General features: G+C 71.1%; 15 protein-coding genes, 1 tRNA gene and 1 pseudogene. 7 read left to right on the forward strand and 10 right to left on the reverse strand.

Annotated features, from left to right (window positions below; genetic code table 11):
- Positions 1-131 precede the first annotated feature (131 nt).
- On the reverse strand, positions 132-479 hold the full coding sequence (locus WMF20_RS35810; RefSeq protein ID WP_129578492.1) for a hypothetical protein: 348 nt from the start codon (positions 477-479) through the stop codon (positions 132-134).
- Positions 480-523: 44 nt separating this feature from the next.
- Entirely contained in the window at positions 524-7831 is a 7308-nt protein-coding gene (locus WMF20_RS35815; RefSeq protein ID WP_437606296.1) for a SpvB/TcaC N-terminal domain-containing protein, read from the reverse strand.
- Between the two features lie 904 nt (positions 7832-8735).
- Here WMF20_RS35815 and WMF20_RS35820 point away from each other — a divergent pair.
- Positions 8736-10607: a HEAT repeat domain-containing protein gene (locus WMF20_RS35820; protein ID WP_129578494.1), complete on the forward strand. Its 1872-nt coding sequence runs from the start codon at positions 8736-8738 to the stop codon at positions 10605-10607.
- A gap of 519 nt (positions 10608-11126) precedes the next feature.
- Here WMF20_RS35820 and WMF20_RS35825 read toward each other — a convergent pair.
- Entirely contained in the window at positions 11127-12044 is a 918-nt protein-coding gene (locus WMF20_RS35825) for a TIGR01777 family oxidoreductase (protein ID WP_129578495.1), read from the reverse strand.
- A gap of 130 nt (positions 12045-12174) precedes the next feature.
- Between WMF20_RS35825 and WMF20_RS35830 the strand changes: the two genes are divergently transcribed.
- Entirely contained in the window at positions 12175-13269 is a 1095-nt protein-coding gene (locus WMF20_RS35830; protein ID WP_129578496.1) for a hypothetical protein, read from the forward strand.
- Positions 13270-13399: 130 nt separating this feature from the next.
- On the opposite strand, the gene WMF20_RS35835 is transcribed toward WMF20_RS35830, so the two are convergent.
- On the reverse strand, positions 13400-14173 hold the full coding sequence (locus WMF20_RS35835) for an acyl-CoA desaturase (RefSeq protein WP_437606297.1): 774 nt from the start codon (positions 14171-14173) through the stop codon (positions 13400-13402).
- Between the two features lie 143 nt (positions 14174-14316).
- Here WMF20_RS35835 and WMF20_RS35840 point away from each other — a divergent pair, with 143 nt between their 5' ends.
- A complete protein-coding gene (locus WMF20_RS35840; RefSeq protein WP_437606298.1) occupies positions 14317-15084 on the forward strand; it encodes an NTP transferase domain-containing protein in 768 nt (255 codons plus the stop codon).
- A gap of 64 nt (positions 15085-15148) precedes the next feature.
- On the opposite strand, the gene WMF20_RS35845 is transcribed toward WMF20_RS35840, so the two are convergent.
- Complete coding sequence (locus WMF20_RS35845) at positions 15149-16138, reverse strand: D-cysteine desulfhydrase family protein (RefSeq protein ID WP_437606299.1); 990 nt, start codon at positions 16136-16138, stop codon at positions 15149-15151.
- A 187-nt stretch (positions 16139-16325) separates the two neighbouring features.
- Positions 16326-18038 (reverse strand): hypothetical protein, encoded by a 1713-nt coding sequence (locus tag WMF20_RS35850; protein ID WP_437606300.1) that lies wholly within the window; start codon positions 18036-18038, stop codon positions 16326-16328.
- Positions 18039-18370: 332 nt separating this feature from the next.
- Between WMF20_RS35850 and hutH the strand changes: the two genes are divergently transcribed.
- Together hutH and WMF20_RS35860 are read left to right on the forward strand one after the other, a co-directional pair.
- Positions 18371-19930 (forward strand): histidine ammonia-lyase, encoded by a 1560-nt coding sequence (hutH, locus tag WMF20_RS35855; RefSeq protein WP_437617200.1) that lies wholly within the window; start codon positions 18371-18373, stop codon positions 19928-19930.
- A gap of 107 nt (positions 19931-20037) precedes the next feature.
- Positions 20038-20385 carry a hypothetical protein gene (locus WMF20_RS35860; RefSeq protein ID WP_437606301.1) on the forward strand — a complete coding sequence of 116 codons (348 nt, stop codon included), beginning with the start codon at positions 20038-20040 and terminating at the stop codon, positions 20383-20385.
- A gap of 334 nt (positions 20386-20719) precedes the next feature.
- On the opposite strand, the gene WMF20_RS35865 is transcribed toward WMF20_RS35860, so the two are convergent.
- The 3 genes and pseudogenes from WMF20_RS35865 to WMF20_RS35875 all read right to left on the reverse strand — a co-directional run.
- Positions 20720-20920 (reverse strand): hypothetical protein, encoded by a 201-nt coding sequence (locus tag WMF20_RS35865; protein ID WP_129578501.1) that lies wholly within the window; start codon positions 20918-20920, stop codon positions 20720-20722.
- Between the two features lie 711 nt (positions 20921-21631).
- Positions 21632-21715, reverse strand: a tRNA-Leu gene (locus WMF20_RS35870).
- 211 nt (positions 21716-21926) lie between these two features.
- Positions 21927-23063, reverse strand: a pseudogene (locus tag WMF20_RS35875) (tyrosine-type recombinase/integrase); the annotation flags it as partial.
- A 218-nt stretch (positions 23064-23281) separates the two neighbouring features.
- Between WMF20_RS35875 and WMF20_RS35880 the strand changes: the two are divergent.
- Both WMF20_RS35880 and WMF20_RS35885 read left to right on the forward strand, forming a co-directional pair.
- Entirely contained in the window at positions 23282-23548 is a 267-nt protein-coding gene (locus WMF20_RS35880; protein WP_437606302.1) for a hypothetical protein, read from the forward strand.
- Between the two features lie 418 nt (positions 23549-23966).
- Positions 23967-24575 carry a hypothetical protein gene (locus tag WMF20_RS35885; protein ID WP_437606303.1) on the forward strand — a complete coding sequence of 203 codons (609 nt, stop codon included), beginning with the start codon at positions 23967-23969 and terminating at the stop codon, positions 24573-24575.
- Between the two features lie 201 nt (positions 24576-24776).
- Here WMF20_RS35885 and WMF20_RS35890 read toward each other — a convergent pair whose 3' ends face one another.
- Complete coding sequence (locus WMF20_RS35890; protein ID WP_437606304.1) at positions 24777-25238, reverse strand: hypothetical protein; 462 nt, start codon at positions 25236-25238, stop codon at positions 24777-24779.
- Positions 25239-25447: the final 209 nt, after the last annotated feature.

Genomic DNA, 25447 nt, shown 5'->3' on the forward strand with positions numbered 1-25447 from the left:
GGATTGAGCAGCTTCCGACGGCCCAGCGGCACTGCGGCTGGACCGGCGCGGGTCGGACGGACGCTGTCGTTGAGAATAAAACTCTCGCACCGGGCCAGACGAGACATCATTTCGAACGACGAGCTCAGAGACTATTCAACGCAATAGAACAAGAATTCGCCAGCGGCGACAGTTCGGAATACAAAATCGGCCCAGCTTGGACGCACCGGGCCCAATGTCACATCGCGAAAAACTCTACGCAGATCTTCGTTCTGCGACAGGATCCTCGTCAACGGAGCATCTATGTTGCTTTCACAAACCGGCCACATCTCCCGTGGCACACCCAGAGACTCAAAGTACTCAACAACTTCCTGCCACGACGAATTGGACATCACCTCAATGTCACCGCCGCGCGGCAACAGCTCGTAATGCCGCTGGCCATCGCCGGCGGTGTACCAGACCTGCTCAAATTTCGGCCCATGCAAAAGGCTGCCTGCCATAACACCCCACGCGTAAAACAGAGACAACGAAACCAACGATCCGACTACGGAGAAATCACACGAAACTGGACACCTGGGACGAGCTTCTTTATCATCTCGGCATAGTTACTTGGAATTGGCTGGTGAGTCGCAATACCGATCTGTTTGCCGTGGAGCGCAGCCGCCGCCTTGGTTCTCTCGAGCTGGCGCACCAGATCCCCCGGAAGCCGATCCACGGGCCATTTGTTGAAACTCGTGATGCGCTTAATTTGCCAGAAGTGGGTTTCTGTAGCAGCATCAATATCTACAGGCGTGTCCCCCGGAATATCAACGGATTGCTTCTTTCCACCGAGTACGTCTCGCGCATGAGTCTCATACTCGCTCGGATCGATCTTTGTACTCTCGGGTGCCTTCTTTGGACCGTTTCCGCCGCCACTAGACCCCGACATCGACATCGCATGGCTTATCGAACCAGCAGCAGCAACGACGTTTGTGACCCCTTGGGCAACTGCTGCCAATCCACCAACAGCGGCGGATCCGCCTGCCAGCGTGACGAGGATGCTCGCGCCGCCTGTGACAGGCGCGGCCGCCACGCCGCCCACCGCTGCACCTCCGCCGCCGATGATGGCCCCGATCCCGCCGATGATCTGCGCCAAGCCCATGGCGGCTTCGCCGACGCCGCGGCCCAGCTCGGAGTATCGCGTGGGCATCGACACTGCGTTTCCAACGAAACCGAACGGTAACCAACCCTGAAGACCACCAATGATCGCCCCGGCGCCGAACTGCACCAAGGAGTTATCCTTCCAGGATGACGAGTCCGAGGCTTCCGAGAATTTCGGCTGCGAAGCCGACGGGGCGAGTGGCCTTGCTGCGGGCTTAGAGGGTGGCCTTGCTGCGGGCTTAGAAGATCCCGGCAATGGCGGCGAGTGATCCGCAGAAATAATAGGCTCTTGCCAGACGAAATCGCCGGCGTACGTGGAGTACTGCCGATGCTCGACACCGTCGATTGTCACATTGCCCTGATAAATGACGTCGTCAGCTCCGGGTGTCGCCTGTAGCCCGCTGGGGTCGCTCTTAATAATGGGACTGGAGTCTCCATAAGCGTACATGGTGACGTGCGGAGGCCAGAGTGGATCCGCGCTCGTCCACCTCCCGAGCCACGGCGCATAGTACCTCGCCCCGTGGTAGTACAGCCCCGTCTCCTCGTCCTTCTCCTTGCCCGTGTACCGGTACCGCCGCTGCGAGACCTCGATCCCCGACGCTGCCGACCAGTACGCCGTCGTCCCATAGGGGTGATACTCCTCGTACCCGATCACCAGCCCCGTCCCGTCGACTTCCAGCGACGCCGACCCGAGGTGGTTGTCGAGCTGGTAGCGCACCCGCGGCGTCACCGTGAACGGCCCCGAGGTGTCCACCGTCTTCGTCTCCACCATCGCCACCCGCCGCGCGCCGTCCATCACGTGCAGCGTCTGCCGCTCCAGCTCCAGCCCCGAGCTGTTGTGCCTCCGGTACACCTCGTAGCCGCCGAGGTAGATGCGCTCCTCCACGAGCCCGCTGTGCTCCCACACCTTGCGCACGCGCTGCCCCGCAGCATCGTAGTCGTAATAGACATCGCCGCCGCCGCCGAGATCCGTGCTCCGCACCTGGTCGTTCTCGTCCCAGGTCAGCGCGGTGATGTGCGGCATCGACGTCATGTTGCCGTGCGCGTCATGCGCATAGGTGCGGAACGGCCCGTGCTCCGGGTCTCCGGTCGTGCTCATCAGCCGGTTGTTCGCCGTCTCGTACGCATACCACCGCGTCCAGCTCCCCGTACCCGCCTGGTGCACCATCCGCAGCAGGTTGCCCACTGCGTCATAGACGTACTGCTCCGTATAGTTCCTCAGCGCCTGCGGGTCGTTCGGGTGCGGCAGCGACTGGATCGGAAGGTCGTTCTGGTCACGCGGCGCGTCCGACAGCCCGCCCGCGTGCTCCCGCCCCGTCGCCTCGATCAGCCGGTAGACCGCGTCGTACACGTACTGCGCGCTCGGCGACACCACGTCGTTGTTGAAGAACACCGTCTGCTGCGCGCTGTCCCCGATCTCCACGATGTTACCGACCGGGTCGTACACGTACCTCAGGTTCTGCAGCACCGTGCTGTCCGAGCTCCGCGTCGTCTTCAGGCGCGTGAGCCGGTACGTCAACGGGTCATACGTATAATCCGTGAAGGTGCCGTTGCCATACTCGATCCGCTCGCGCTGCCCCTTCGCGTCGTAGTCGATGTCGTCCACGAACGTCGTCCACGCCACCGCGCCGCGAATCCTCGCCTCCACCCGCTCCAGCAGCCCCGCCTCGTTGTACGTCGGCTTCACCTCGCTCGCGTCCGGCGCCGTCACGCTCGTCGGCCGGTTCAACGCGTCGTACGCCGTCTGCGTCTCGAAGCTCTCGATCTCCAACAACGGCTCGGCCGCCGTCGCGATGGCGGACACATCCGTCAGCCCCGCCAGCGCCGACCAGTCAGCGTCCGCGTGCACGTCACTGCGCAGCCGCCGCGACGCTTGCAGCACGTTGCCCTTGAAGTCGTACGCCTGGCTCGTCACCACACCCGCGCCATCATACACCTGGTACGGTCGACCGCGCAGGTTCAGCGACGTCGCCTGCGGATGCGCTTCGCCATAGACGTAACGGCGCGCCACCCGCTCGCTGCCCGAGCCCAGCTGCACGTGCTCGTGCGTCGGCCGGCGCAGCCCATCGTACGACGAGCGGTAGGCGAACCCTCGCCCGTTCCATGCCCGCAGCCGCTGGCCGGTCGCGCCCGCCAGCATCCGCCGCTCCCCGCCGTCGTTGCTGTTCTGAACCAGCAGCTGCCCGCCCAGCCCGAACCGATGCTGCATCGCCAGGTTGCCGCGCGCGTCGGTGATCGCGAGCGGCTGCCCCTCGATATCCAGCGCGCTCTGCGTGACGTACTGCCCCTCGGCCCCATTGTCCGCCACGGCGCGGAACACCCGCCCCAGCGCGTCCAGGTGGCTCACCGCCGGCGTCCCGGCGTGCGCCGCAGCGAGCTCCGCCGCACGCCGCTCCGGGTCGCCCGCAGCCAGCGCATGCCGCGCCGCGTACCACGTGCTCTCCAGCACCGTGTCGTTCGGATCGTGCGACGTCTGCTTCCACGCATCGAACTCCACCCGCGAGAACGTGCCATTCGGAAGGTCGGTCCGGATGAGCCGGCCGAGCGGGTCGTACCGCAGGATCGGCGTGACCCCCCACTCCACGAGCTCCGCCTCGTCCTCATACTCGTACGTCGCGCTGAAGAACGGCTCGTACTGCTTGACCGGATTGCCCTTATTGTCCAGCACCGTGCGCCCGGTGCCGACCCAGCGCGGCGCCGCGTGCGAGAAGACCAGGTCGCCCTGCGCGTCGTGCACCAGCGCGCCGGTCCCGTCGCGCTCGGGCGCCAGCCCCGGCTCCGCATTCACCTTGCGCAGCACCTCGTTGCCCGAGCCGTCGGAGTACGTATACGTGTCCAGCCAGCGCGTGTTGCCAGCGCCGTGCTGCTCGCGGGCGCGGGCGTGCACCACGTTCGGCTTGCCGGCGAGCACGAATCGCTCGAGGTCGTACGCGAACGTGACCGTCGGGTCCTCGGGCGTGTCGCCCTCGCCGCCCCCCGGCTTGCCCATCACCGCCAAGAGCGTGACCCTGCCCAGCGCGTCGAAGCGCACCTCGCTCACGTTGCCGTTCGCATCGGTGAGCTGCCGTGGGGCGAGGACGCGGTAGTCGGGGACGGCAATCACGGCGTTGCTCAGAGGATCCGTCACCTGGGTCACGAGCAGGCGATACGCATCATAAACGACCTGCGACGTATTGCCGAACGGATCGACGAACGCCGTCGGCTGGTAGAAGTGGGCCGCCGAAGGCACCGCCCGCCCCGAGGACACCCAGTAGTCCACGTCGCCCGAGAGCTGCAGGTAGCCGCCCTCCGCAAGCACGCCGCTCGTGACGCTGGCTCCGAACACCGACGTGATCAGCGCGGGCGTGAGGATCTTGGCGTAGCTCTCATACGGCAGCGCCCTGCCGCCGACCTCGCCGAACGGCAGCGGCCCCGTGAGATCGTCGCTCCAGTACCTCGTGCGCGTGTGCTGCAACAGGCGCTTCTCGAAGCCCCCGCTCGGCGTCCCGTCGTAAGCGAGGTCCGTCGCCTCGTCCGCCGCGTCGAGGACGTCCTGGAACGCGAGCACCCCCTCCTCGCCGAGCGGCAGGCCGTGCAGCTCGTAGGTCCGGCTCCCGGTCGGCACCCCGATGCGATAAGCACCCTCCTCAGCGGGAACCAGGTGCACCACGTCGTGCTCCGTCAGCGTCGCCTTCCCCTGCTCCTGCTCGGGGAACGCCGCCCACGCCGCCCGCCGGCGATACCCGATCTGCGCCGTCCGCTTGACCGCGCCGTGGTTGTCGACTTCCAGCGTGAGCGCGTGCGCCACGCGCGGATCGCTCTCGTTGCGCTCGTAATGGTACTCCAGCGCCTCGCGCGGATGGGCGAAGAACACGGCGTGCGCACCGCCCACCGCGGGCTGGAGCCGCCGGAGCCCGTAGCTGCTCTCCGTGACGACGTACGGACGCGGCTCCTCCGCCGAGCCGTCGAGCGCATAGACCTCCTGGCGGAGGGGCCGCCCCTTGAGCGCCCGGCACGCCTCGCGCATCTCCACGGCGCTGAGCCCCTCGGCAAGCACCGTATCCTCCAGGCGAACCGCGCCCGCATCGCCCGCGTAATACTCGCTCTCGTACTGCGCCGAGATCTTCGCCCCCTCGACCCAGGCGCCGGTATGAAACCACGTCTTCGTCAGCACCGGCGGCAGGTGCAGCTCGGGATCGGCGTTGGCCGCGGGCGGCGCGAAGCCCGTCCCGCTGAACGCCGAGAACGACTCCGTGTCCCGCTGCTCCACCATGCCGAAGCCGCGCATCTCCCGCTCCACCCCGTCGTAGTCGCCGTGGTGGTAAGCATACGTCGTCACGAAGCGATGCCTCGAGACCGCGTCGAACACCTCGACGCGCTCGATGACGTGCACCACGAACGGCAGCTTCGTCACCCACGGCCGGCCCGCCGCCCGGTCCGCGAGGTAGAACTTCGTCGACGGGGCATACGTCACCGTCGTGGTTCTGCCGAGGTTGTTGGCGACCGACGTCAACAGATGCGGCTTCTTGCTCCCGAGCAGATCGATGTAGCGCACCCCGGGTCGCGCCCCGGGCAGCGACGAGGCCCACACCAGGCACCCGGTCCCGGAGCCGAGTAGGTCGACTACGTCGACCGCCGCGAGCTCGCTCACGTCCGGCAGCCGCGGCAGGATCACCGGCGCGGCCAGCGTGTTGCCGGCGTTGTTCGCATAGAAGCGCACGCCGTCCGGGTGCAGGTAAACGATGTCGGTCGTCCCCGAGCCGTCCACATCCGCGAGCCGGATGCGCTTCGGGTCGAAGCGGCCCTCGTGGTCGAACCGCATGCTGCCGCCCATCTGCACCTTGGCGCCGAAGCGGCAATGACCGAGGTTGGGCCAGTAACACACGTTGCCGTTCCGGATCCGCACCAGGTCGACCAGCCCGTCCCCGCTCATGTCGGCCAGGAAGATGCTCTGCGCCGCGTCGGCGAAGACGAGCGATGGCCCGCGCTCCTCGTCGCTCGGCCGCGCGATCGTGATCGGCCGGTCGAAGCCGCCCTTGGCGAGCGACGGATACCATGTGAACGTGTCAGGCCCCGTGATCAGGATGTCCTCGTGCCCGTCGCCGTTCAGATCGATGAGACGGACGTTCGGATCGCTCCAGTCGACGTTCGGCTGCGACGCGAACGGGCGGAACGGCGCCCAACCAGCGTCCGTGCGGTCGAAGTAGCCCGCCACCGGCCGCTCGAACACCACCATCTCCTTGCGCCCGTCCCCGTCGACGTCGAGCAGCTGCCCGCCGTTCAGGACCGCCGGCCGCGACGGCAGCGGCCGCGCCGGGGACAGGACGCCCCCGCCGAGGTTCTGCTTGTAATACAGCGCCTCGCCCTCATCGATCAGCACGCCGGGCAGCGCCTCTCCGTCGAGATCGACCCACCGCCGCCCAGACCCCATCGCGCCGACGGGCAGGTCGCGCAGACTCTCGGGGTCGAGCGACTTCACCTCGCGGTGAATCACCGGCTCGCTGTACGTCAGCGCGATCGGCGGGAGCGCCTCGCGGCTGTACGCCTGCGTCTGCGGATCGCGGACATAGCCGGCCTGCGTCGCGGTGGAGAGCCGCGTCAGGGTAGCGTTCTCCGCGTACGTGAGGTCGAGCGACCGCACGAGGCACGGCGCCTCGCCGAGCTCGGACATCCGGTGAAACATCAGCACGCGACGGCAGAGCCGGTACGTGCGGATCTCGAAGCCGGCGCGGTACACCGAGAACGGGTCCTGGCGGACCGGCCACGAAGCGCTCTCCTCGGGCGTGGGCGCCTCGGCGTCGTGCTCGCCATAATCGAAGACGACCTCGAACAGGCTGCTCTCCGCGTCGCCCGGCACGGTGTTCCCGTAGCGGACGCGCTTGAGATAGCGGTTCGCGACCGCCGCGCGGCCCGCGTGGCGGTGGCCCTCCGCCGCCTCGTCGCGCGCAACGCCGGTCAGGTCCTCCGCCTTGTACGCGTAGGCCACGACATTGCCCTTGTCGTCCCGCGTCTCCTCCAGCAGCCATGAGAAGATGCGCTCCGGCCTGGCCGGGTCGGCAATCCGCGCCTCCGGGCTCCGCCCGTAGACGCTCGTGACGTTGTCCGGCGTCGTCGCCGTCCAGTACACGTTCCCGCTCGCCTTCACCTCGCGGCGCTCGATCCGCGCGAATGCGCCCTCCACGCGGGGACGGTAGCGGATCACCTTCTCGCTCTCGGTCTCGTACCGATCGAGCTCGGCTCCGTCGATCGACCGCGCGGGCACGAGATCCTCCGCGCCGGACAGCACGAACACGTCGCTCTCGTGCGCGTCGTCGTAACGCGGAAGGCCCTTGTCGGTCTTCCGCGCGATGCGCGGAATCGACAGCTGCCAGCCGGCGCCGAACGGGCCGTTGCCAGCTCCCGAGTCGTACGTCACCGCCATCGCTGGCCCGAACCCGGCGCGACCGGGGCTCAGCGGCAGCGGGATCGAGAACGACCCCGTGCCCGTCACCGGGTTCGCGGAGAATTTCTCATCCACCCCGCGGATCGCGCCGCCGCCCTTCGGCAGCGCGGGCGCGGGCAGCTCCGGCGCCTTGGGCGCGCCGGGGAGGCCCTTCGGCGCCTCGGTGCCTTTACCGGACCCCGCCCGGGCGGACGCGGGGTCTCGGCTCTTGCCGCGTGCTCCGGCGTCCGGCGCGGCCGGTGATGCTGCCTGCGCAGCGGTGGTTTCCTTCTTGGGCTCACGAGCGTTCATCCGTCTCCCTCTTCCCATGGCAATGGGCGGCCTGCGCCCGGAGCGCCTCGCTCCGGCACGGTAACGTCTTCCACCGGCCGACCTTGGCCTCGATACGGGATCACGCGCCAAAGCCGGACCTGCCGAGCCTACTCGATGGCTCAATCGACTCCTTGCGAGCGTCCGCGGCTCACGGCCCGACACCGCACGCAGGAGATGCTCGATAGGAGCTATCGTGGCGCGCCTCGTCCCACATCGCGAGCGAAAAAACGCCCGGCCCATCTGGTGATCCGGATGTGTATCCACGAGATCCACGCGCTGGACCAACACGCGCCCATGCTCGCCAGGCGGTCCGACCGCCCTCTGCCCATCGAGATCACCGCTCGCCAGGCGGTCCGACCGCCCTCTGCCCATCGAGATCACGCCTCGCCGGGCGGTCCGACCGCCCTCTGCCCATCGAGATCACGCCTCGCCGGGCGGTCCGACCGCCCTCTGCCCATCGAGATCACGCCTCGCCGGGCGGTCCGACCGCCCTCTGCCCATCGAGATCACGCCTCGCCGGGCGGTCCGACCGCCCTCTGCCCATCGAGATCGCGCCTCGCCAGGCGGTCCGACCGCCCTCTGCCCATCGAGATCGCGCCTCGCCGGGCGGTCCGACCGCCCGTTCCCCTGCGCCCCCGCCGGCCGCCGGCCCTCCGTTCAAGCCCCGGCCGCCCGGCGTCGGGCCCCAGCATGCCCGGATCGCACCTCGTGTGGTCGGGCTTCGTGCCATGACAGGACCTCGTCTCGCAGCGACGGCGAGCGACCTCCCACGCGAGAGGACGGGAACGCAGGCGGCGCGCCGCCCTCGCAGGCGCCGCGCCGCCCTCGCAGGCGCCGCGCCGCCCTCCCCGACCTGTACTACGCTCCCCCGCCAGCCACCCGCATGACCCAAGGCGTCCGCCCCCTGCACGAGCTCCGCGACGAGGCCCGCTCCGCGCTGGCCAGGAGCGACCTCTCCCGCGCGCGCGACGCGCTCTTCAGCGCCCTCCAGCACACCATCGCCCGCGAGGACGACTACGTCGCCATGACGGACGAGCTCCGCGACGTGCTGGTCCGGCTCGGCGACCCGAGGAGCGCCCTCACCGTCGCCTGGTACGCGGGCGGCGAGCACAGCCAGCGCCCCCTCGTCGCCCACGTCCCGCCCATCGACCGCGCGCGCACCGTGCTCGCCTGGGCCGAGCGCGAGCAGGACCCCGAGCGGCAGAAGCGGCTCTACGCCCGCGCCGCCGACGAGTACGAGGCCGCCGGCCTCGTCGCGCAGGCCGCCATCGCCCGCGAGCGCGGCCAGGACTTCGCCCGCGCCCGCGCCCTCTGGTCGCGCCTCGCCCAGCTGCTCTCCTCGTCGGGCAGCGACCTCTACGCCGCCGGCCTCGCCCGCTTCAACCTCGCCCGCACCTCGCTCCGCACGGGCGACGCCGCGGCCGCGCGCGAGGCCGTCTTCGCCTCCGTCCACCTGCTCGAGGAGGCCGCCGACCGGTACGAGACCATCGGCCAGCGCGAGCGTGCCTTCGACTGCTACCAGGTCCTCATCGCCGTCGGCCGCGAGAGCCGCGCCTTCGAGCACGTCCTCGAGGGCTACGTGAACGTCATCCGCATCCTGCGCGAGGACCACCTGCGCTACTACGCGCTCCAGTCCTACGAGGAGGCGGTCGCCGCGGCCGAGAAGCAGGGGGAGATCTCCGCCGCCGCCACGCTCGCCCGCGAGATGGCCGCGTACGCGCGCAAAGAGGGGCTCACCGCCGTCGCCAACTTCGCCGTGCTCGCGCAGGCCCGCCTCTGGCAGGAGGTGTCCGCCGTCTCGCAGAAGCGCGCCGCGCCGCCCGAGATCGCCGAGAACGCGCTGCTCGCCGCCGTGATCGCGCTCGGCGAGGCGGGGCAGTACAGCAAGGTGGGCAGCGTCTACCGCGCCCTCACGCAGCTGCCGCTCGACGAGAACCGGAAGAAGCACTACGCCCGCGCCGGCGGCCGCTACGTCAACGCGCAGGACCTGCCGATCGACGCGTCGCCGCTGCCGGCGCACCTCCGCCACGAGCTCGGCTTCCCCGACGTCTGGCACATCGACCTGGTCGAGTGGGAGCAGGCCGGCAGCGCCAGCCAGGCGTGCGGCGACATCGTCCTCGACCCGGCGCAGTGGTCCGAGGTCACCCGCCGCCGCGCGATGCTCGCCCGCCTGACCGCGCTCGCCGTCGAGGGCGCGACGCCCGAGGCCGCCCCGGCGCAGCGCTCGCCCGCGCAGCAGCTCATCAGCCTCGCCGAGCAGCTCGCGACGGTCGAGCTCTACACGATCCTCTCGCCGCTCGAGCACCTGTTCCGCCGCCCCGAGCCGAAGATCCGGGTGGCCGTGGTCCGCGCGCTCTCCCGCTTCCTCTACAAGCGCACGTTCATCACGCTCCGCGACGCGCTCGTGGACCCCGACCCCACCGTCGTCCACGAGGCCGCCCGCGCGCTCGAGGAGCTCCGCTTCGCCCACGCCTTCGATCCGCTCGCCCGCATCTACCGCGAGTCGCAGGCGCCCGCCGTCCGCGCCAGCGCCGTGCGCGCGATCGCGAAGATCGACACGCTGGAGGCCGGCGAGATGCTCCTCGGCATCCTCCAGCACGAGGGCGCCGAGGAGCGCGCCGCGGCCGTCGAGGCGCTGAAGCGCGCGCGCGGCATGAAGTTCGTGGAGCTCGCCCGCGCCTCGCTCGCCGAGCTGCCCGCCTCGACGCAGGCCGTGGTGCGCGAGATCCTCCAGAGTCGCGGCATCAGCCCATGAGCGCACAAGCGCGCCTGTCCGCCCCCGGCCGCGCCGCCCGGCGTGGAGCCGGGGTAGTTGCCTGTCCGGACGGCGACAGCTGGCTGCGTCCGCCCCTCACCCCCGCTCACGCGCTGGAAAACCGCCTCCGACGAGCAACCTCGCGATTGTGCGCTGCGGCAAGGGGATTCCCCTAACGACTTTGTGTCTGGCGTCGCGATGGGGGGCTGCGCTACGCCCATGAGTCGGGATACCCTGCACGCGCCAATCCAACTCATCCCGAAAGCTTCTCGGTGCGCGATGTCGTAAGCATGGAAGCGGACGGAGCGCTTGGGGGAGCGCTGGGAAACCGCCGTCCGGGCTCCCGATGGTGCGCTGCTCGACAACGGTCGACTTCTCAGCGCGCCACCGGCGGCTCTTCTTGCGTGGGCAGCAGCTGGGCGCCGCGCCGCGGCGCCCAGCTGCCCAGGCAGATCCTTCGCTGCCGGGGCGGATGGGCGCCCGCTCCGCCGCGGGCGCTCCGCGGCGCGGGCCCGTCGCTCAGCGGCTGAAGATCGACTGGAGCGCGGGCGTCAGGTGGGCGTAGCGGAACTTGTAGCCAAGCTCCTCCGCCCGCCGGGGGTAGGCGCGCTGCCCGGTGGTCACGATCTCGGCCGCGTCGCCCATCCCGAGCTTCACCACGGCCTCGGGCACGCGGAGCCACGACGGCCGGCGGAGCACGGCGCCGATCGTCTGCGCGACCTCCTCGCCGGTCGCCGCGTGCGGCGCGGTCACGTTGAGCGGGCCGCGGACCGCGTCGCTGTCCAGGGCGAGCAGGGTCAGCGCCACGACGTCGTCGCGGTGGATCCACGGGATCACCTGCTTGCCGTCGCCGATCGGCCCGCCGAGGAAGAACCGGAAGGGCGCGATCATCTTGTCGAGCGCGCCGCCGCCCTCGCCGATCACCACGCCGATCCGCAGCTGCACCGAGCGGACGCCGTGCTGCTCCTCGATGGCGCGCGCGGCCTCCTCCCAGCGGACCACGACGTCGGCGAGGAAGCCCTGCCCGGGCGGGGCGCCCTCGTCGAGCACCTTCTCGCCCGGCTGCGGGCCGTAGTAGCCGACCGCGGAGGCGCAGACGAACGCGCCCGGCTTGCGCTTGGCCTTGCCGATCGCCTCGCCCATGAGGCGGGTCGTGTCGATGCGGCTGTTCACGATCTCGCGCCGCGCCTCCTCGGACCACCGCTTGACGATCGACTCGCCCGCCAGGTGGATCACGCCGTCCACCCCGTCGAGCTCCTCGAACCAGGGCCCCGCGCTGTAGGGGCTCCACGACACGACGCGCGCCCCGGGCAGCGCCGCCTGCGTCCGCCCGACGTCGCGCGTCAGCACCGTCACCCGATCCCCCCGCGCGAGCAGCTCCTTCACGAGACCGCGCCCGATAAACCCGCTGCCGCCGGTGACAAGAACCGTTTTCACGGGATCGTTCTATCACGGCTCGGACGGAGGCGGGGCTCCCCCTTCGGCGCCGCGACGGGGGCGCGCCGGGACGGGCGCCAGCTGTCCAGTCGTGACGCGGAGCGCGGGAGACGGTAAGACGCCGGACGTGATGGATGACCTAGAGACCTTCAAGAAGCTTCCCCTCGGCGGCCTGGATCGCCGCTCGTTCGTCGGCGCGCTGGCCGAGCACGGCGCGCGCGTGGCGAACGAGCAGCTCGCGGCGCACCGCGCCCGCATCAGCCCGGCGGGCACGCAGATCGCCCCGGACACGGCGGTGCTGATCCTGGGCGGCTCGAACGGCATCACCCGGGCGCTCGCGCTGCAGCTGCTCTTCGGGGAGCGGGCCGCCGTCTTCGCGGTGCACTTCGACAGCGAGAAGATGCAGATCGGCCCGCACCACGTGAAGGCGATCACGGACGCGGCGGCGGCCGAGGGGCTCACGGCGCGCTTCTGGAACAACGACGCCACGAGGCCGCAGGTGATCGACGAGGTGGTCGCCGCGCTGAAGGAGCGGTATCGGGCGGTGCACCTCGTGAACGGCATCGCGGCGGGCGCGATGAAGCGGTACGCGGAGCACGGGCCGACGAAGGTGAAGGACCTCGACGTCGCGTTCGATCCGGTGCTCCAGGTGCCGGATTTCTCGCGCGCCGAGAACATCCGCAAGCTCGGGCTCGTCGAGGTGGACGTCGCGAACGACGCGGACATCGAGCGGACGAACAAGTTCATGGGCACGTCGTCGCTCCTGTGGGCCGAGCCGCTCGCCGCGGCGGGGCTGCTCGCGAAGGGCGAGAGCGTGGTGTCGTTCTGCGACTACGACTACCCGAGCGACGATCCGGTCTACGCGATGGGCCCGCTCGCCGGCGCGAAGAAGCTGCAGCGCCAGACGATGGCGGAGATCCAGGGGCGGTTCGGGGTGAAGACGGCGCGCATCTGCTACCCGGCCCTGGCGACGACGGCGCTCGGGGCGATCCCGGGCGGGCTGCTGATGTACGGGCTCAGCACGCAGATCCTGAAGGAGCGCGGGCAGTTCAGGGACGTCATCGATCTCGCGCGCGACACGATGGAGATCTGGCGGCCGAGCTGGGACGGGAGCGATCTGCGGGTGGACGCGGCCTACCAGGCCTGTCTCCCGGAGTTCAACGAGCGCAAGGCGCAGATCGGGCCGAAGGACGTGCCCGGCGCGTTCCGGCTGCTGTTCGAGTAACGTCGAGGGGGTCGGCGCGCGGGGCCTCGGCGCCGCGCGCCTCGCTTCGCGGCCTCGCGGGCCGGCCGCGCCGTGCGCGCGGCCTCGCGGGCCGGCCGCGCCGTGCGCGCGGCCGGGGGAGCGGGTCGCCCTACCCTTCGGCCCGCGCGACCTCGGGCTCGAGGCGGGCGACCTGGACCTTGTCGGACATCTGGAGGATGCCCAGCCAGGCGAACACGCGGATGACCTGGTAGGCCGGGTCGATCTCGAACCACCGCACCGCGAAGTTCGGGCTCATCGAGTACTTGTGGTGGTTGTTCTGGAAGAGCTCGCCGAGCGTCACGAGGTCGAGGGCCAGCGTGTTGCGGGAGTCGTCGTCGCTGTTGAAGTTGCGGTAGCCGTAGCGGTGGCCGCACCAGTTCACGATCGCCCCGTGCAGCGGGCCCATGGTCCAGTGGAGCGGGAGGAACAGGAACTGCCACCAGTGCGAGGCGAAGGCCGCGTAGAAGAGCACGTAGCCCGTGCCCCACGCGAGCCGGCTGATCCACGAGTTGCCGATGCGATCGAGCGTGCGCCACTCGGGGTAGCCGCCGCGGAAGCGCGGCTCCACGTCGGCCGTGCCCTCGTAGATCGCGTCGTAGCGCTTCGCGGTGTCGAGCATCATCGGGACGACGCTCGAGTAGTACCGCGGCGAGTGCGGGTCCTTCGGCGTGTCGCTGTACGCGTGGTGCATGCGGTGCAAGATCGCGTAAACCCACGGAACCAGATACGAAGACCCCTGCGTCAGGTACGTCAGGAGGTGAAAAGTCCGCTCCCATCGCTTCGACATCGTGAACATCCGATGCGAGGCGTACCGGTGCAGGAAGAAGGTCTGGAAAAAGACCGAGAACGTAGAGTGGGCGATGAGGACGATCGCGATCTCCATGCTCGCGTCGTAGCCCGGCGGTCCGCGGCAGGGGGTCAGCGCACGGTCACGTTTCCGTAACGGGGGCCTGGATCCCGCGTGTTTTCTCGTGGCTCCTCAGGTCCGTGGGCTCTCCCGCGTCCGTCCGTGGTAACGGCGGAGCCGTGAAGGCCGTGATCATCGGGGCGGGCCGGGGCAGCCGGCTGCGTCACCTCACCGAAGAGCTGCCGAAGACGCTGGTCCCGATCCTCGGCCGCCCGATGCTCGACAGCATCCTCGACGCGCTCGCGGCGGGCGGCTTCAAGCGGTCGGACGTCGTGTTCGTCTGCGGCTACAAGGCCGAGGTGATCCGGGCTGCCTACCCGGACATCACGTACGTCGAGAACCGCGACTGGGAGCAGAACAACATCCTGCTCTCGCTCCTCTGCGCGCGCGAGCACCTCGAGGGCGGCTTCGTCTCGACGTACGCGGACATCGTCTACCGGCCCGGGATCGTGGCGGATCTGGTGCGCTCCCCGCACGACGTCGCGCTCGCCTGCGACACCGACTGGCGGCGCCGGTATGTGAACCGCTCGCAGCACCCCGAGACCGACGCCGAGAAGCTCCGCGCCGACGGGGACCGCGTCGTGGAGATCTCGCGCCGCATCCCCTCGGAGGCGGCGACGGGCGAGTTCATCGGGGTGATGAAGCTCTCCGCGCTGGGCGCCGCGCGGCTGCTGGCCGCGTTCGACGCCGCGCGCGCCGCGTTCGCGGAGCGGCCGGAGTTCCGCGAGGGCCGCTCGTTCCGGCGCGCCTACCTCATCGATCTGCTCCAGCACATGCTCGAGTCGGGCGCGGCCCTGCACAAGATCGACACGCACGGCGGCTACATGGAGATCGACACGCTGGAAGACGCGTCGCTGGCCGACGCGTGGTGGCGCGGCGGGGCCTGAGATGCGGCCGGCGCGCGGCGGGGCCTGAGATGCGGCCGGCGCGCGGCCGGCGCGAGCGCCCGCCCTAGAAAGCGTCGGCGAAGTCGGCGCCCTGCGCGAGGAGCCCGGGCAGCCCGCCGGTGTGCAGGAACAGCACCCGCTTGCCCGCGAGCTCGCCCCGCTCGGCCATGTCCCAGAGCCCGCAGAACGCCTTGCCCGTGTACACCGGGTCGAGGACGAGCCCCGACAGCCGCGCCGCCTTGACGATGCGCGCCCGCTGCTCCGGCGTGGACACCCCGTAGGCCGGCCCCCGGGCGGAGTCGTCGATCACGAGGTGGGCCGGCGCGCCGAGGCGCGGATCGAGCGAGCGCGCGTCGTCCATGATCTCGACCGCGACGCGCGCGAACGTCGCCTTGTCCTCGCGCACCGCCATCGCGCGCACCTCGCCGGCCACCTCGTAGCGGGCCGCGCCGAGCGCCGCGCCCGCCGCCGTCCCGCCCGAGCCGCACGCGTGCACGAGGACGTCGAACGGCTTGCCCCCCGCGAGGCCGAGGTCGAGCTGCTTCCGGATCTCCTCCATCGCGCGCACGTAGCCGAGCGCGCCGAGGCCGTTCGAGCCGCCCTCGGGGATCACGTACGGCCGGCCGCCCGCCGCGCGGATCTCGGCGGCCGCCTCGGCCATGACGGCGTCGCGGCCCCGGTACGCCTCGGGCGAGATCAGCCGGAGCTCCGCGCCGGCGAGCCGGTCGAGCAGCACGTTGCCCGCGAGCGGCGCCCCGGCCGACGGGTCCGCGGCGCGCAGGAACAGCAAGGAGCGCAGGCCGAGCGAGGCGCAGAGCAGCGCGGTCGCGCGCGCGTGGTTCGACTGGAGGCCGCCGCAGGTGATCACGCAGTCGGCGCCCTCCTCGCGCGCGGCGGCGAGCAGGTACTCGAGCTTGCGGATCTTGTTGCCGGCCTCCGCGCCGGCGGTCATGTCGTCGCGCTTCACGTAGAGGTCGACGCCGAGCGCCTCGGCGAGCCGCCGCGGGCGCTGGATCGGGGTCGGAAGGTGGCTCAGCGCGAGTCGTTTGCGCATCGGTTCTCTCCCATGTCTCTCCTCCGGAGGGCGAGGCCGCGGCCGGCGCCGTCGCCCGACCTCGACGAGCCGCGCGCCCGCCGCGCCGCGCCGCGCCCGCCACGCAGACGCCCTCTACCACCCTGGGCGGCCCTCGTCTGCCGTGTCGCGCGCGAGCTCGCTCGAGGGCCGGCGAGCCCCGGCCGGATCAGTGGATCACGCCCAGCTTGAGCGTGAGCAGGTACTGATCGGGGAGCTCCGTGCCGGCGGCGTCGTCGAACGCGCCGCCGGGGAAGAGGACGCCGGCCTCGGTGCCGAGCTGGATGGTGACGAGCCTGCCCATCGCGATGCGCGCGTCGACGCCGAGGTCGAGCTCGACGCCGAGATCGCGGCGGCGCCTGTCGCCGCCGTCGTAGTTGACGAGGTTGCCGCCCGACCGGGTGCCGTACGGGTCGACCACGTCGGCCGTCGCCTCGGCGATGACCGCGCCCGCCTTGAGGTCGAGCCAGCGCGCCGGCCGCACCACCATCCGCGGGTTCACGTAGGCGGCGCCGAACACGCCGCCCTTGGAGGGCAGCGACCTGATCCCGGGCTCGGGGGACGCGGCGAAGAGCTCCCGCTCGGCGATCGTGGCCGAGCGCGCCGTCTTCCAGGCGAGCACCTGGTCGAAGAGGAGGAGCCCGACGTTGTGGCTCGGGTCGAAGGTGAACCGCCGCGCCACGTCGTCCCTGGGGTCGTCGTCGCCCGACGCGTAGCCGGCCTCGAGCTCGGTCACGACGCGCCCCCACCGCTCGGCCGGCCGCCGCCCGCGGCCCGCGACGTGCACCGCCCCGAGCGTGGCCGCGCCGCCGACCGAGCGCACCGCCACGGGCGCGCGCCCCGCCGCCGCGCCCGCGAGCGGCGCGGGCCCGCGCGGGACGAACGACGTCGCGCCCAGGATCACCGCGGCCTCGAGCTCGCCGTAGACGTGGGCGCCGCCCCCCGGCACCGGCGCGTCGAACCTGCCGGCCACGTCGATCACCGCCGCCGCGAGCGCCTCGGTGAACCGGGCCGGGCTCGTCTTCGCGCGGCGCTCGCGGGCCTGCCGCCGGAGGGCGCCGTAGATCCCGACCTCGCCGCGCCGCTCGCGCCAGAGCGCCGACACGACCGCCTGGACCGCGCGATCGCCCTCCCCTTCGTCCTGCCCCTCGACGTCGTTCCCGAGCAGGTCGGCCGCGTTGTCCTCGAACACGAGGTCGGCCGCGACCGTCACGACGAGCGGCCCGGCCCGCCCCATCGGCGTCGCCTCGAGCATGACGCGCTCGACCAGCGAGCCGCGCTCGTGGTCGCCGAAGAGGGTCGCGCGCTCGCCGTCGTTGACGACGAGCCCCATCCCCCAGTGCGCGCCCTGCTGGCCCAGCCGGAAGACGCCGACGGACGACGGCAGCTCCAGGTAGAGGTGGCGCGGGTGCACGTCGTACCAGGCCAGGGCGGCGCGCGCGTCGCGCACCTGCTCGACGTGCCGCGTGGTGTCGCCGGCGATGAGCCCGCGGACGACGTCGATCTGGGCCACGATCGACGCCTTGTCCTTGTAGTGGAAGCGCGGCGAGAGGCGCAGCCAGTGCGCGATGTACTGGTTCTGGCCGAGCGTCGTCGCGCCCGGATCCGAGAGGCGCGGGGCCCGGAGCCGGAGGTCGGTCATGGCGCGGTAGCGGAGCTGGTACTCGCCCTGCACCGAGAACGTCGACCGGGTCGGGTCCGGCGGGGGGGGCGGCGAGCGGCCGGTGTCCAGCACGAGCCGCTCCTCGAAGCGGTCGGCGTCTGCCGCGGCCGGCGGCGCTCCCTGCCCCGCGTTCGCGCCCTCGACGGGCTGCGCGGCGCCCGGCGAGGCGAGCGCGACGGCGAGCGCAAGGGGGGCGAGGTGGGCCAGGGCGAAGCGCATCGGAAGCAAGCGGCCGCGTGCCGGCGCAGGCCGGAGCGCGCCGGCAGGATAGGCGGATCGATCCCTGCGGGGCACTGGATTCTTCTTCCGGCGCAGACGGGGCGGCCCGTCGGCGGCGGCGGAGCGCGATTCCGCGCTCATCGGCGGCGGCGGAGCGCGATTCCGCGCTTTCCAGCCGGGGCGCTGCCGGGCCTCGTCCGTCGCCGGCGGGCGGCCGGGCGGCGCCGCGGATCGTGGCGCCAGCGGCTTTTCTCGAGGCATCCGCCGCTCTAGCGTGCGCCCCCGTGACCCTCTCCACGCCGCGCGCCGCCGTCTCTCCTTCTCCTTCTCCGTTGCTCCTGGGCCGCCCTTTCTCGCTCGCGGCTCTCGAGGAGGTCGCGCGACGCGGGCGGCCGGTGGCGGTCTGCGCCGAGGCGCGCGAGCGGGCCGCGGCCTCGCGCCGCGCGATCGACGCGATCGCGGCGGCGGGCGACGCCGCGCCTGCGGTGTACGGGATCAACACCGGCTTCGGCGCGCTCGCGGAGACGCGCATCGCCGATCACGACATCCGTGCGCTCCAGCGGAACCTCGTGCGGAGCCACGCCTGCGGGGTCGGGCCGGATCTCGGCGAGGCCGAGGTGCGCGCGATGATCCTCCTGCGCGCGCAGGTGATCGCGCTGGGGCACTCGGGGGTGCGCACGGAGGTGCTCGACCTGCTCGCCGCCCTGCTCGACCGCGGCGTGTGCCCGCGCATCCCTGCGCAGGGCTCGGTCGGCGCGTCGGGCGATCTCGCGCCGCTCGCGCACCTCGCGCTGTCGCTCATCGGCGAGGGGGAGGCGCGGCTCGAGGGGCAGCTCATGCCGAGCGCGGTGGCGCTCGCGAAGGCCGGCCTCGCGCCGATCGAGCTCGCCGCGAAGGAGGGGCTCGCGCTGATCAACGGGACCCAGTACATGACGGCGCTCGGCGCGCTCGCGCTGCGGGACGCGGCCGCGCTCTGCACGGTGGCGGACATCGCCGGCGCGGTGAGCCTCGAGGCGCTGATGGGCTCGAAGCGCCCGTTCGACGAGCGGCTCATGCGGGTGCGCCCGCACCCGGGCCAGGCCGGCACGGCCGGCAACCTGCGCGCGCTGCTCGGGGGCAGCGAGATCATGCAGAGCCACGCGGACTGCCCGAGGGTGCAGGACGCCTACTCGCTCCGCTGCATGCCCCAGGTGCACGGCGCGACGCGCGACGCGCTCGCCTGGGCCGCCGAGGTGCTGACCCGGGAGGTCAACAGCGTGACGGACAACCCGACGGTGTTCCTCGGCGAGGGGGGCGGAGAAGGGGGCGGAGGGGGGGTCGCGGAGCTGATCTCGGGCGGCAACTTCCACGGGCAGCCGGTGGCGCTGGCGCTGGATCTCGCGGCGGTGGCGGCGGCGGAGCTCGCGAACATCAGCGAGCGGCGGGTCGAGCAGCTGGTCAACCCTGCGCTCTCGACCGGCCTCACGCCGTTCCTGGCGCCGCGGAGCGGGCTGCACTCGGGGTTCATGATCGCCCAGGTGGCGAGCGCGTCGCTGGTCAGCGAGAACAAGGTGCTCTGCCACCCGGCGAGCGTCGACTCGATCCCCTCGAGCGCCGGCCGCGAGGACCACGTGAGCATGGGCAGCATCAGCGCGCGGAAGCTCGCGCAGGTGATCGAGAACGTCCGCAGCTCGCTGGCGATCGAGCTCATCACGGCGGCGCAGGGGGTGGACCAGCGGCGCCCGCTCCGCCCGAGCGCGGGGGTGGTCGCGGCCCACGCCGCCATCCGCCGGGTGGTGCCCGAGCTGGTCGAGGACCGGCCGCTCTACATGGACATCGCGGCGGCCACCGAGCTCATCCGGAGCGGAGCGCTGATCGCCGCGGTGGAGGAGGCGGTGGGTCCGCTCAACTGATTTTTTCTGTTTTAAGAATTACAACTGAGACGATCCTGTGGAAATCTGACGCGGCTCATCGGAATGCAAATGCTCCATCGAAGGGCGAGTTGCTGTACATTGGCGCAGTGCCCATTCCGGTCAGCACCCCGCCGTTTCCATTCGATGCCGTTCGAGATCTGCTCGGCGTGGTGCGGGCGATCTACGCGGCGGCGAAGGACGGGGGGGCGTCGCGGGAGGAGCTGGCGCGCATCGCGCAGGTGGGGCGGGAGCTGAGCCGGGCGCTGGATCTGGCGGGGTCGCCCCAGCAGGGGGTGTCGGGTCACTCGGCGGCGTGGAAGGTGACGGACAAGGCGATGCTCCAGGTGAACGACCTGGTCGATCCGCTCACGCCGGCGGCGCCGCTCCTGCTGGCGGCGCGGAGCCGCGTGACGGGGAGCCGGCTGGCCATGCGGAGCAAGCCCCAGGGGCGGTAGGGGGGCGGCGAGGAAGCGGGGCGAGGGAGCCGGGAGGAGGTTCCACGCGGATCGGCCCCCGGAGGGGCTGTTCTCCGCGCGGTGCGGGGGCCCCGCCGAACTCGCCTTTGCCTTTGCTCCTCCGGCAAGCCGGAGGAGCAAAGGCAAAGGCTCAAACATCGGCCCATCCCCCACACCGCGCGGAGAACAGCCCCTCCGGGGGCCTACGGTTCGGCCAGGAGCAAGGGACGGCCAGAAGCAAGGGACGGCCACAGCAGAGGCACAACAGCGGGGCTCGGCGGGAACGGACAGTCCAGCCGGCACGCTCAGGGTGCGTACTGTGTGGGTAGAATCGTCAGCTGCGACCGAAGAACCTGCGGCCGCGGGACCGCTCGGCATCGCGCCGGATGCCCTGCATCACCACGCGAATGAGCTCGCGGGTGTAAGCACGCCTGTCATGACGCTTGTGCTCGGGCAGCCTGACGCCCAGAGCGTGTGCAAGACGTTCTACGTTCTCTACCTTCGCCTCACGCAGACAATCGATGTCCAGATCCATGTAGTGGCGCTCCCATTACTCGAATCCACTTGGTTTGTCGAGCCCCAGAGGACCCCCAACGGGGCGCGCGCCGCCTCCCTTCAGACCACGACAAGCGCCATCAGACCGTGACAGGCGCGCGACGTCCCCGGCAGGTCGGCGCCACGTGGGACACAGAGCGACCTGGTCCCGTTCGAGGCGAGCAAGCTGCTCAGGCGAGACGTCGCCGGAGGATGGGCGAGACGTCGCGGTGGATGGGCGAGACGTCGCCGCCGATGGGCGAGACGTCGCCGCCGATGGGCGAGCCGTCGCCGTGGATGGGCGCTGCGGCTTCCGCTCGGCTCCCGCCCGAGTATGACGCGGGACGTCATGTGAAGCTCCGAGCTCACCGCAGGGCAGGTGCAACACTCCACAGCCCCGGAGGGTGTGAGATGCCATGAGCGACGGCAGAGCGTGTGTCAGGGAGGGCTCAGGACGAGCGTCTCAGGCAGGAAGCTCAGGGGTAAGGGATCGCGAGGGACGGCAGGACGCCCACGAGCCTGGAGGGCACGCGGTCACGCGGAACCGGCGGAACTGGCAGAGCTCGACAGCTGTAGGTCGTCGACGCGCACTCCCGGCAGGGCCCGCCCGCCTCCGGGGCGAAGCTCGCGCCGCCCGGCGGCTTCCAGCTGGAAGCACCGAGCGCCCCCATCACGTCACAGCGTGGGCCAGCTCGGCACGTCCCCCATGAGGTAGCCCCGGCCGGACTCGAACCGGCACGCCCGCGAGGGGCCGCGGATTTTAAATCCACCGCGTCTGCCATTTCGCCACGGGGCCAAGTTGTTGATTTTACTTCTGTTATCCGGATTCTTGTCCCACCCCCACCCTGTTCTGTGCCGTTTCCTGTGCCTTTTCCCCTGCCCCGGAGCTCGGGGATCGCCTCGGCGAGGGAAGCTAGCTCGCCAAGGCCTAGCTCTGCAAACGTCCTGGCCGCCCGGCGATACCTCTGGATCATGATCGAGCTCCGGTGCCCGGTCCGGTCGGCGACCCAGGTCTCGCTGCGGCCGTTCGCCAGCGCGACCGTGATGAAGGTCGAGCGCGTGTCGTGGGCGCGGACCTGCTGGCGCTCGTCGGAGTCCTCGAAGAGCTCGGGGCGATCGATGCCGGCGAGCTGGAGATGAGCGCGGAACCGCTCGGCGGCGTGCTCGACGCTGAAGCGGCCGCCCTCCTCGTTGACGAAGAGCGGGGCGGAGGGGGGCGGGTTGCCGCGGAGGGCGAGCCAGGCGCGGAGCGCCTGGGGCACGCCGGGAGAGAGCGCCCAGGCGCGGGGGTCGTTCGTCTTGTTCTTCTCGAGGCGCAGCGCCCCACGGTCGAGATCGACGTCCTGCACCTGCAGGCGCGCCGCCTCGCTGATGCGCGGGCCCTCGCGGTTCAGGAAGCCCCAGAGAACGCGCCAGCAGAGCGGGATCGCGGTGCAGGCCAGCAGGCGAGCGTCCTCGTCTGGGTAGAGGCAGGCCTTCGCCTTCGCAGGGCCGAGCTTCGGGAGGAAGCCGCGGGGGAGCGGGTTCGTCGCGAGGAGGCGGCAGGGGAAGACGGCCATCGCCATGAGCCGGTGCAGGAGCTGCGCAATGTGACGGCGCGACGCGGGGGACATCGGCGGGAGTGCGCGCATGACGCGCTCGGCGTCGTCGAGCGTGAAGGCCGCGACGGGGACGCGGCCGGCGATCGGGTAGATGTGGCGGTCGAAGCGGTAGACGTCCTGCTCCACGCTGCGCTTCGGCTTGACGTGGTCGGGGTACATGCGCGCGAGCTCGCCCGAGGTCCAGAGCTCACCGAACTGCTGGAGGGTGACCTGCTTCGGTACCGAGCCACCGCCGGGGACCACCTTCGCTTGTGCGCCACCCCGGCAGACGACCTCGACCGCCTCAATGACGTCGCGGAGCGCCCTGCCCTCGCGTACCGCCGCACGCTCCAGCAGCGCGACGATGGCGTCCCGCGTGACGTTGCGCGAGGCGCGCAGCCGCGCGGCGAGGTCGGCGACGAGCTCCTTGCGCTGCTCAGCCTGCTTTTCGGTCAGCTTGGGGTCGAGCGGGAAGCTCTCGCGGTCGTTGTCGCCAACGAGGACGCGGACGTAGAGCCGGTCAGCGGCGTTGCGGAAGAGCGATCCAGTGGGCCTGCGGGGCATGGCGGTTCTCTTCTACCGCGAATTGCGGCCGCGCTCACGCCTGGGGCGGCCCGCCGGCGTGGGGGCCAGCCGGAGGCCGACCTCACGGAGCACCGCCGCTGCGCCGCCCCCTTGCTCGGGTCGTCCTCCGGGAGCGCTCCGGGAGCGCGGGGGCGGCGTGATGCTTCGTCTCGAGCCGGGTCGAGCCGGGCCATCAACGCCGCTCGCCCGACAAGGTGATGACGAGCGGCACCTTCTTCTACTTCTCGTTTACGACGTCAGCACGGAACGTCTGGTATGCTCGTAATGTGCCCTCCTACCGCCGCGACCGCTCCGCCGCGGAGATCCTCCGCTCCGTCCCGCCGCGCGACCGCGCCGTGATGCTCCGGTTTGGCCTCGACCTGGACGACCCTGCGGACGCAGCGCTCTTCGTCTCGGGTGTCCGCGCCGCGGACGACGCGATCGCGGCGCAGGAGCGCTGGGAGCGGGAAAACGCGCGACGTTGAGGTGGTCCATTGCGCGCTGCGGTCTGCGCTTTCCAAATTTGGCGTCGTCGATCCAACAGGCGTCCCGTCGTGGCCCTGATCCATGAGCCCTCGACGAAACAGCACCGCCGCTGCCGTTCGCCAGCGGGTTATCCGCAGACGATCCGGTCTGGCAGGCGTTTCTTCGCGCGCCCGTGGTCGAGAGCGAAATGATCACCGACGAGGAGCGTAAGGCAGTCGCGAAGCCAGCTGACGGACCCTGAATCCCGCACGAAAAGGTCGTCGCGGAGGTAAGCGCGCGCCGGCCTCGATGCCCTGGAGGGTGGACTGAACTCCTAAGGTGCGTGCGTGCGGGCAGGACGTGCCGGCACGACGTCCCGCACCGGAACTCTGACATTCGCAGCCGCCTGCCGGCCTCAAACCCTGCTACGCTGCCGGCGTGCCCAGGCGCACCACCGCTGAGATCGCCTCTGTCAACATCGCTGCCCTTGCCAGCGCCGCACGACGCGGCGAGGTCGACACCGATGTCGAGATCGACATCGCCGACGCGCGCCTCGTGCTGGCCGGAACGGTCGCCCTGCCGCTCGAGACGACCCGCATGGCCGCGGGCCGCCTCCGGGTCTGGGTGCGTTGCCCCGGGTGCTCCGCACGGGCGGCGGTGCTCTACATCGATGCGCCAGGCCTGCGCTGCCGTCGCTGCGCCGGGCTCGTCTATCGTTCGCCACGGCATCGTCCCGAGGAGCGTGTCCTCGAGCAGGCTCTCGCACGCCGGACGAGGGCACGGGCCGCGCTCGGCGCCGGGCCAGACCCGCGGGAGCCGATCCCGCAACGACCGCCGGGCGTGCGCTTCTCGACCTGGGTGCGCCGTCTCGACAAGCTCCACGAAGCCGACGCCGCGGTGCAAGCCGCGCTCGGCGCGCTCGTCGATCGGATCGGCGCCCGCTCGGGAGCGCTCGCGCAGAAGGCCGGCCTCGCTGCGCCGCCGGTCGCGTCCACGCCTGAGGCGCCTTCGAAGAGGGGCCGGCGACCTCGCGAATCCACGCCCTGAGAGGCCTCTGCGGACCTCGGGTGTGGAGGTGGTCCACCTCGGCCTGGGCCGCGCGCTCAGCTGGCGCGCACGCTCGCGAGCCACAGGCGGCCCTGCGCGGAGCGCCCAGCACCGGGAGCTGGGAGGCCGGCGCTGTCGTAATGGCCCCCGGCCAGCCACACGCGTCCGCGCCGAGCCGGTGGTAGCGCCAAGCGGACCACTCTACTTTGGCGGCAGCCTGCCACGCCTCGTGCCTTCGGGAGGAGCGCTCGCCCGGCCAGCTCGCGGCTGCCGGACCGGTTCAAGGCCGGCAGCGGCTAGCACCGCGGCGACCCCCGTCCGCTCGTCCGCCGCCACGGCTCGGCGCGGTGCCGGGTCACCACTGGCCAGCACCTGGAGGTAGCCGACGAACGCCTCGCGCTGGACCAGGCGCAGCTTGCCGAGCTTCGTGACCGGCAGGGGAAAGCCCGGCGCGCGGATGGTGTCGAGGAAGACGCGCGCCGGGATGCCGGTGACCGACTCGACGTTCTTCTGCGAGAGCATCTCCGGCTGCGGCGCTGCGATGGTGAGCCCGTCAAGCGGGATCGCGAGCGTCGCAGTGGCCGTGGCAGAGGGGTTGCTCACCCTGGGGCGCTGCGATCCGCCCATGGGCGTCGCCGGGAACGTCCTCTCGATCGCGCGCATACTGTTGTCAGCCCCACAGATAGCAAGCTGTGACGATACACGCGCAAGAGCCACCGATGCCATGCCGTACCTCCATCCGTGTAGGGTTCTTGGGCAACCGTGACCGACGCTGCCGGAAGAGGCCCGAAAAGGTATCTCGGAGCCGAAGGTATCTCTACGCGAATTACCCTTGTATGCTCATGGGGAGAATCGCTGTTATCACGCGGGGT

Source organism: Sorangium sp. So ce834, from assembly GCF_051521425.1.
Taxonomy (GTDB): Bacteria; Myxococcota_A; Polyangia; order Polyangiales; family Polyangiaceae; genus Sorangium; species Sorangium cellulosum_D.

Coding starts and splice junctions, on each gene's coding strand:
- WMF20_RS35850 (WP_437606300.1), bottom strand. CDS start 18,038: ATGCGCTTCGCCCTGGCCCACCTCGCCCCCCTTGCGCTCGCCGTCGCG.
- WMF20_RS35830 (WP_129578496.1), top strand. CDS start 12,175: ATGGATGACCTAGAGACCTTCAAGAAGCTTCCCCTCGGCGGCCTGGAT.
- WMF20_RS35815 (WP_437606296.1), bottom strand. CDS start 7,831: ATGAACGCTCGTGAGCCCAAGAAGGAAACCACCGCTGCGCAGGCAGCA.
- WMF20_RS35835 (WP_437606297.1), bottom strand. CDS start 14,173: ATGGAGATCGCGATCGTCCTCATCGCCCACTCTACGTTCTCGGTCTTT.
- WMF20_RS35845 (WP_437606299.1), bottom strand. CDS start 16,138: ATGCGCAAACGACTCGCGCTGAGCCACCTTCCGACCCCGATCCAGCGC.
- WMF20_RS35880 (WP_437606302.1), top strand. CDS start 23,282: ATGACGAGCGGCACCTTCTTCTACTTCTCGTTTACGACGTCAGCACGG.
- WMF20_RS35865 (WP_129578501.1), bottom strand. CDS start 20,920: ATGGATCTGGACATCGATTGTCTGCGTGAGGCGAAGGTAGAGAACGTA.
- WMF20_RS35890 (WP_437606304.1), bottom strand. CDS start 25,238: ATGCGCGCGATCGAGAGGACGTTCCCGGCGACGCCCATGGGCGGATCG.
- WMF20_RS35820 (WP_129578494.1), top strand. CDS start 8,736: ATGACCCAAGGCGTCCGCCCCCTGCACGAGCTCCGCGACGAGGCCCGC.
- WMF20_RS35810 (WP_129578492.1), bottom strand. CDS start 479: ATGGCAGGCAGCCTTTTGCATGGGCCGAAATTTGAGCAGGTCTGGTAC.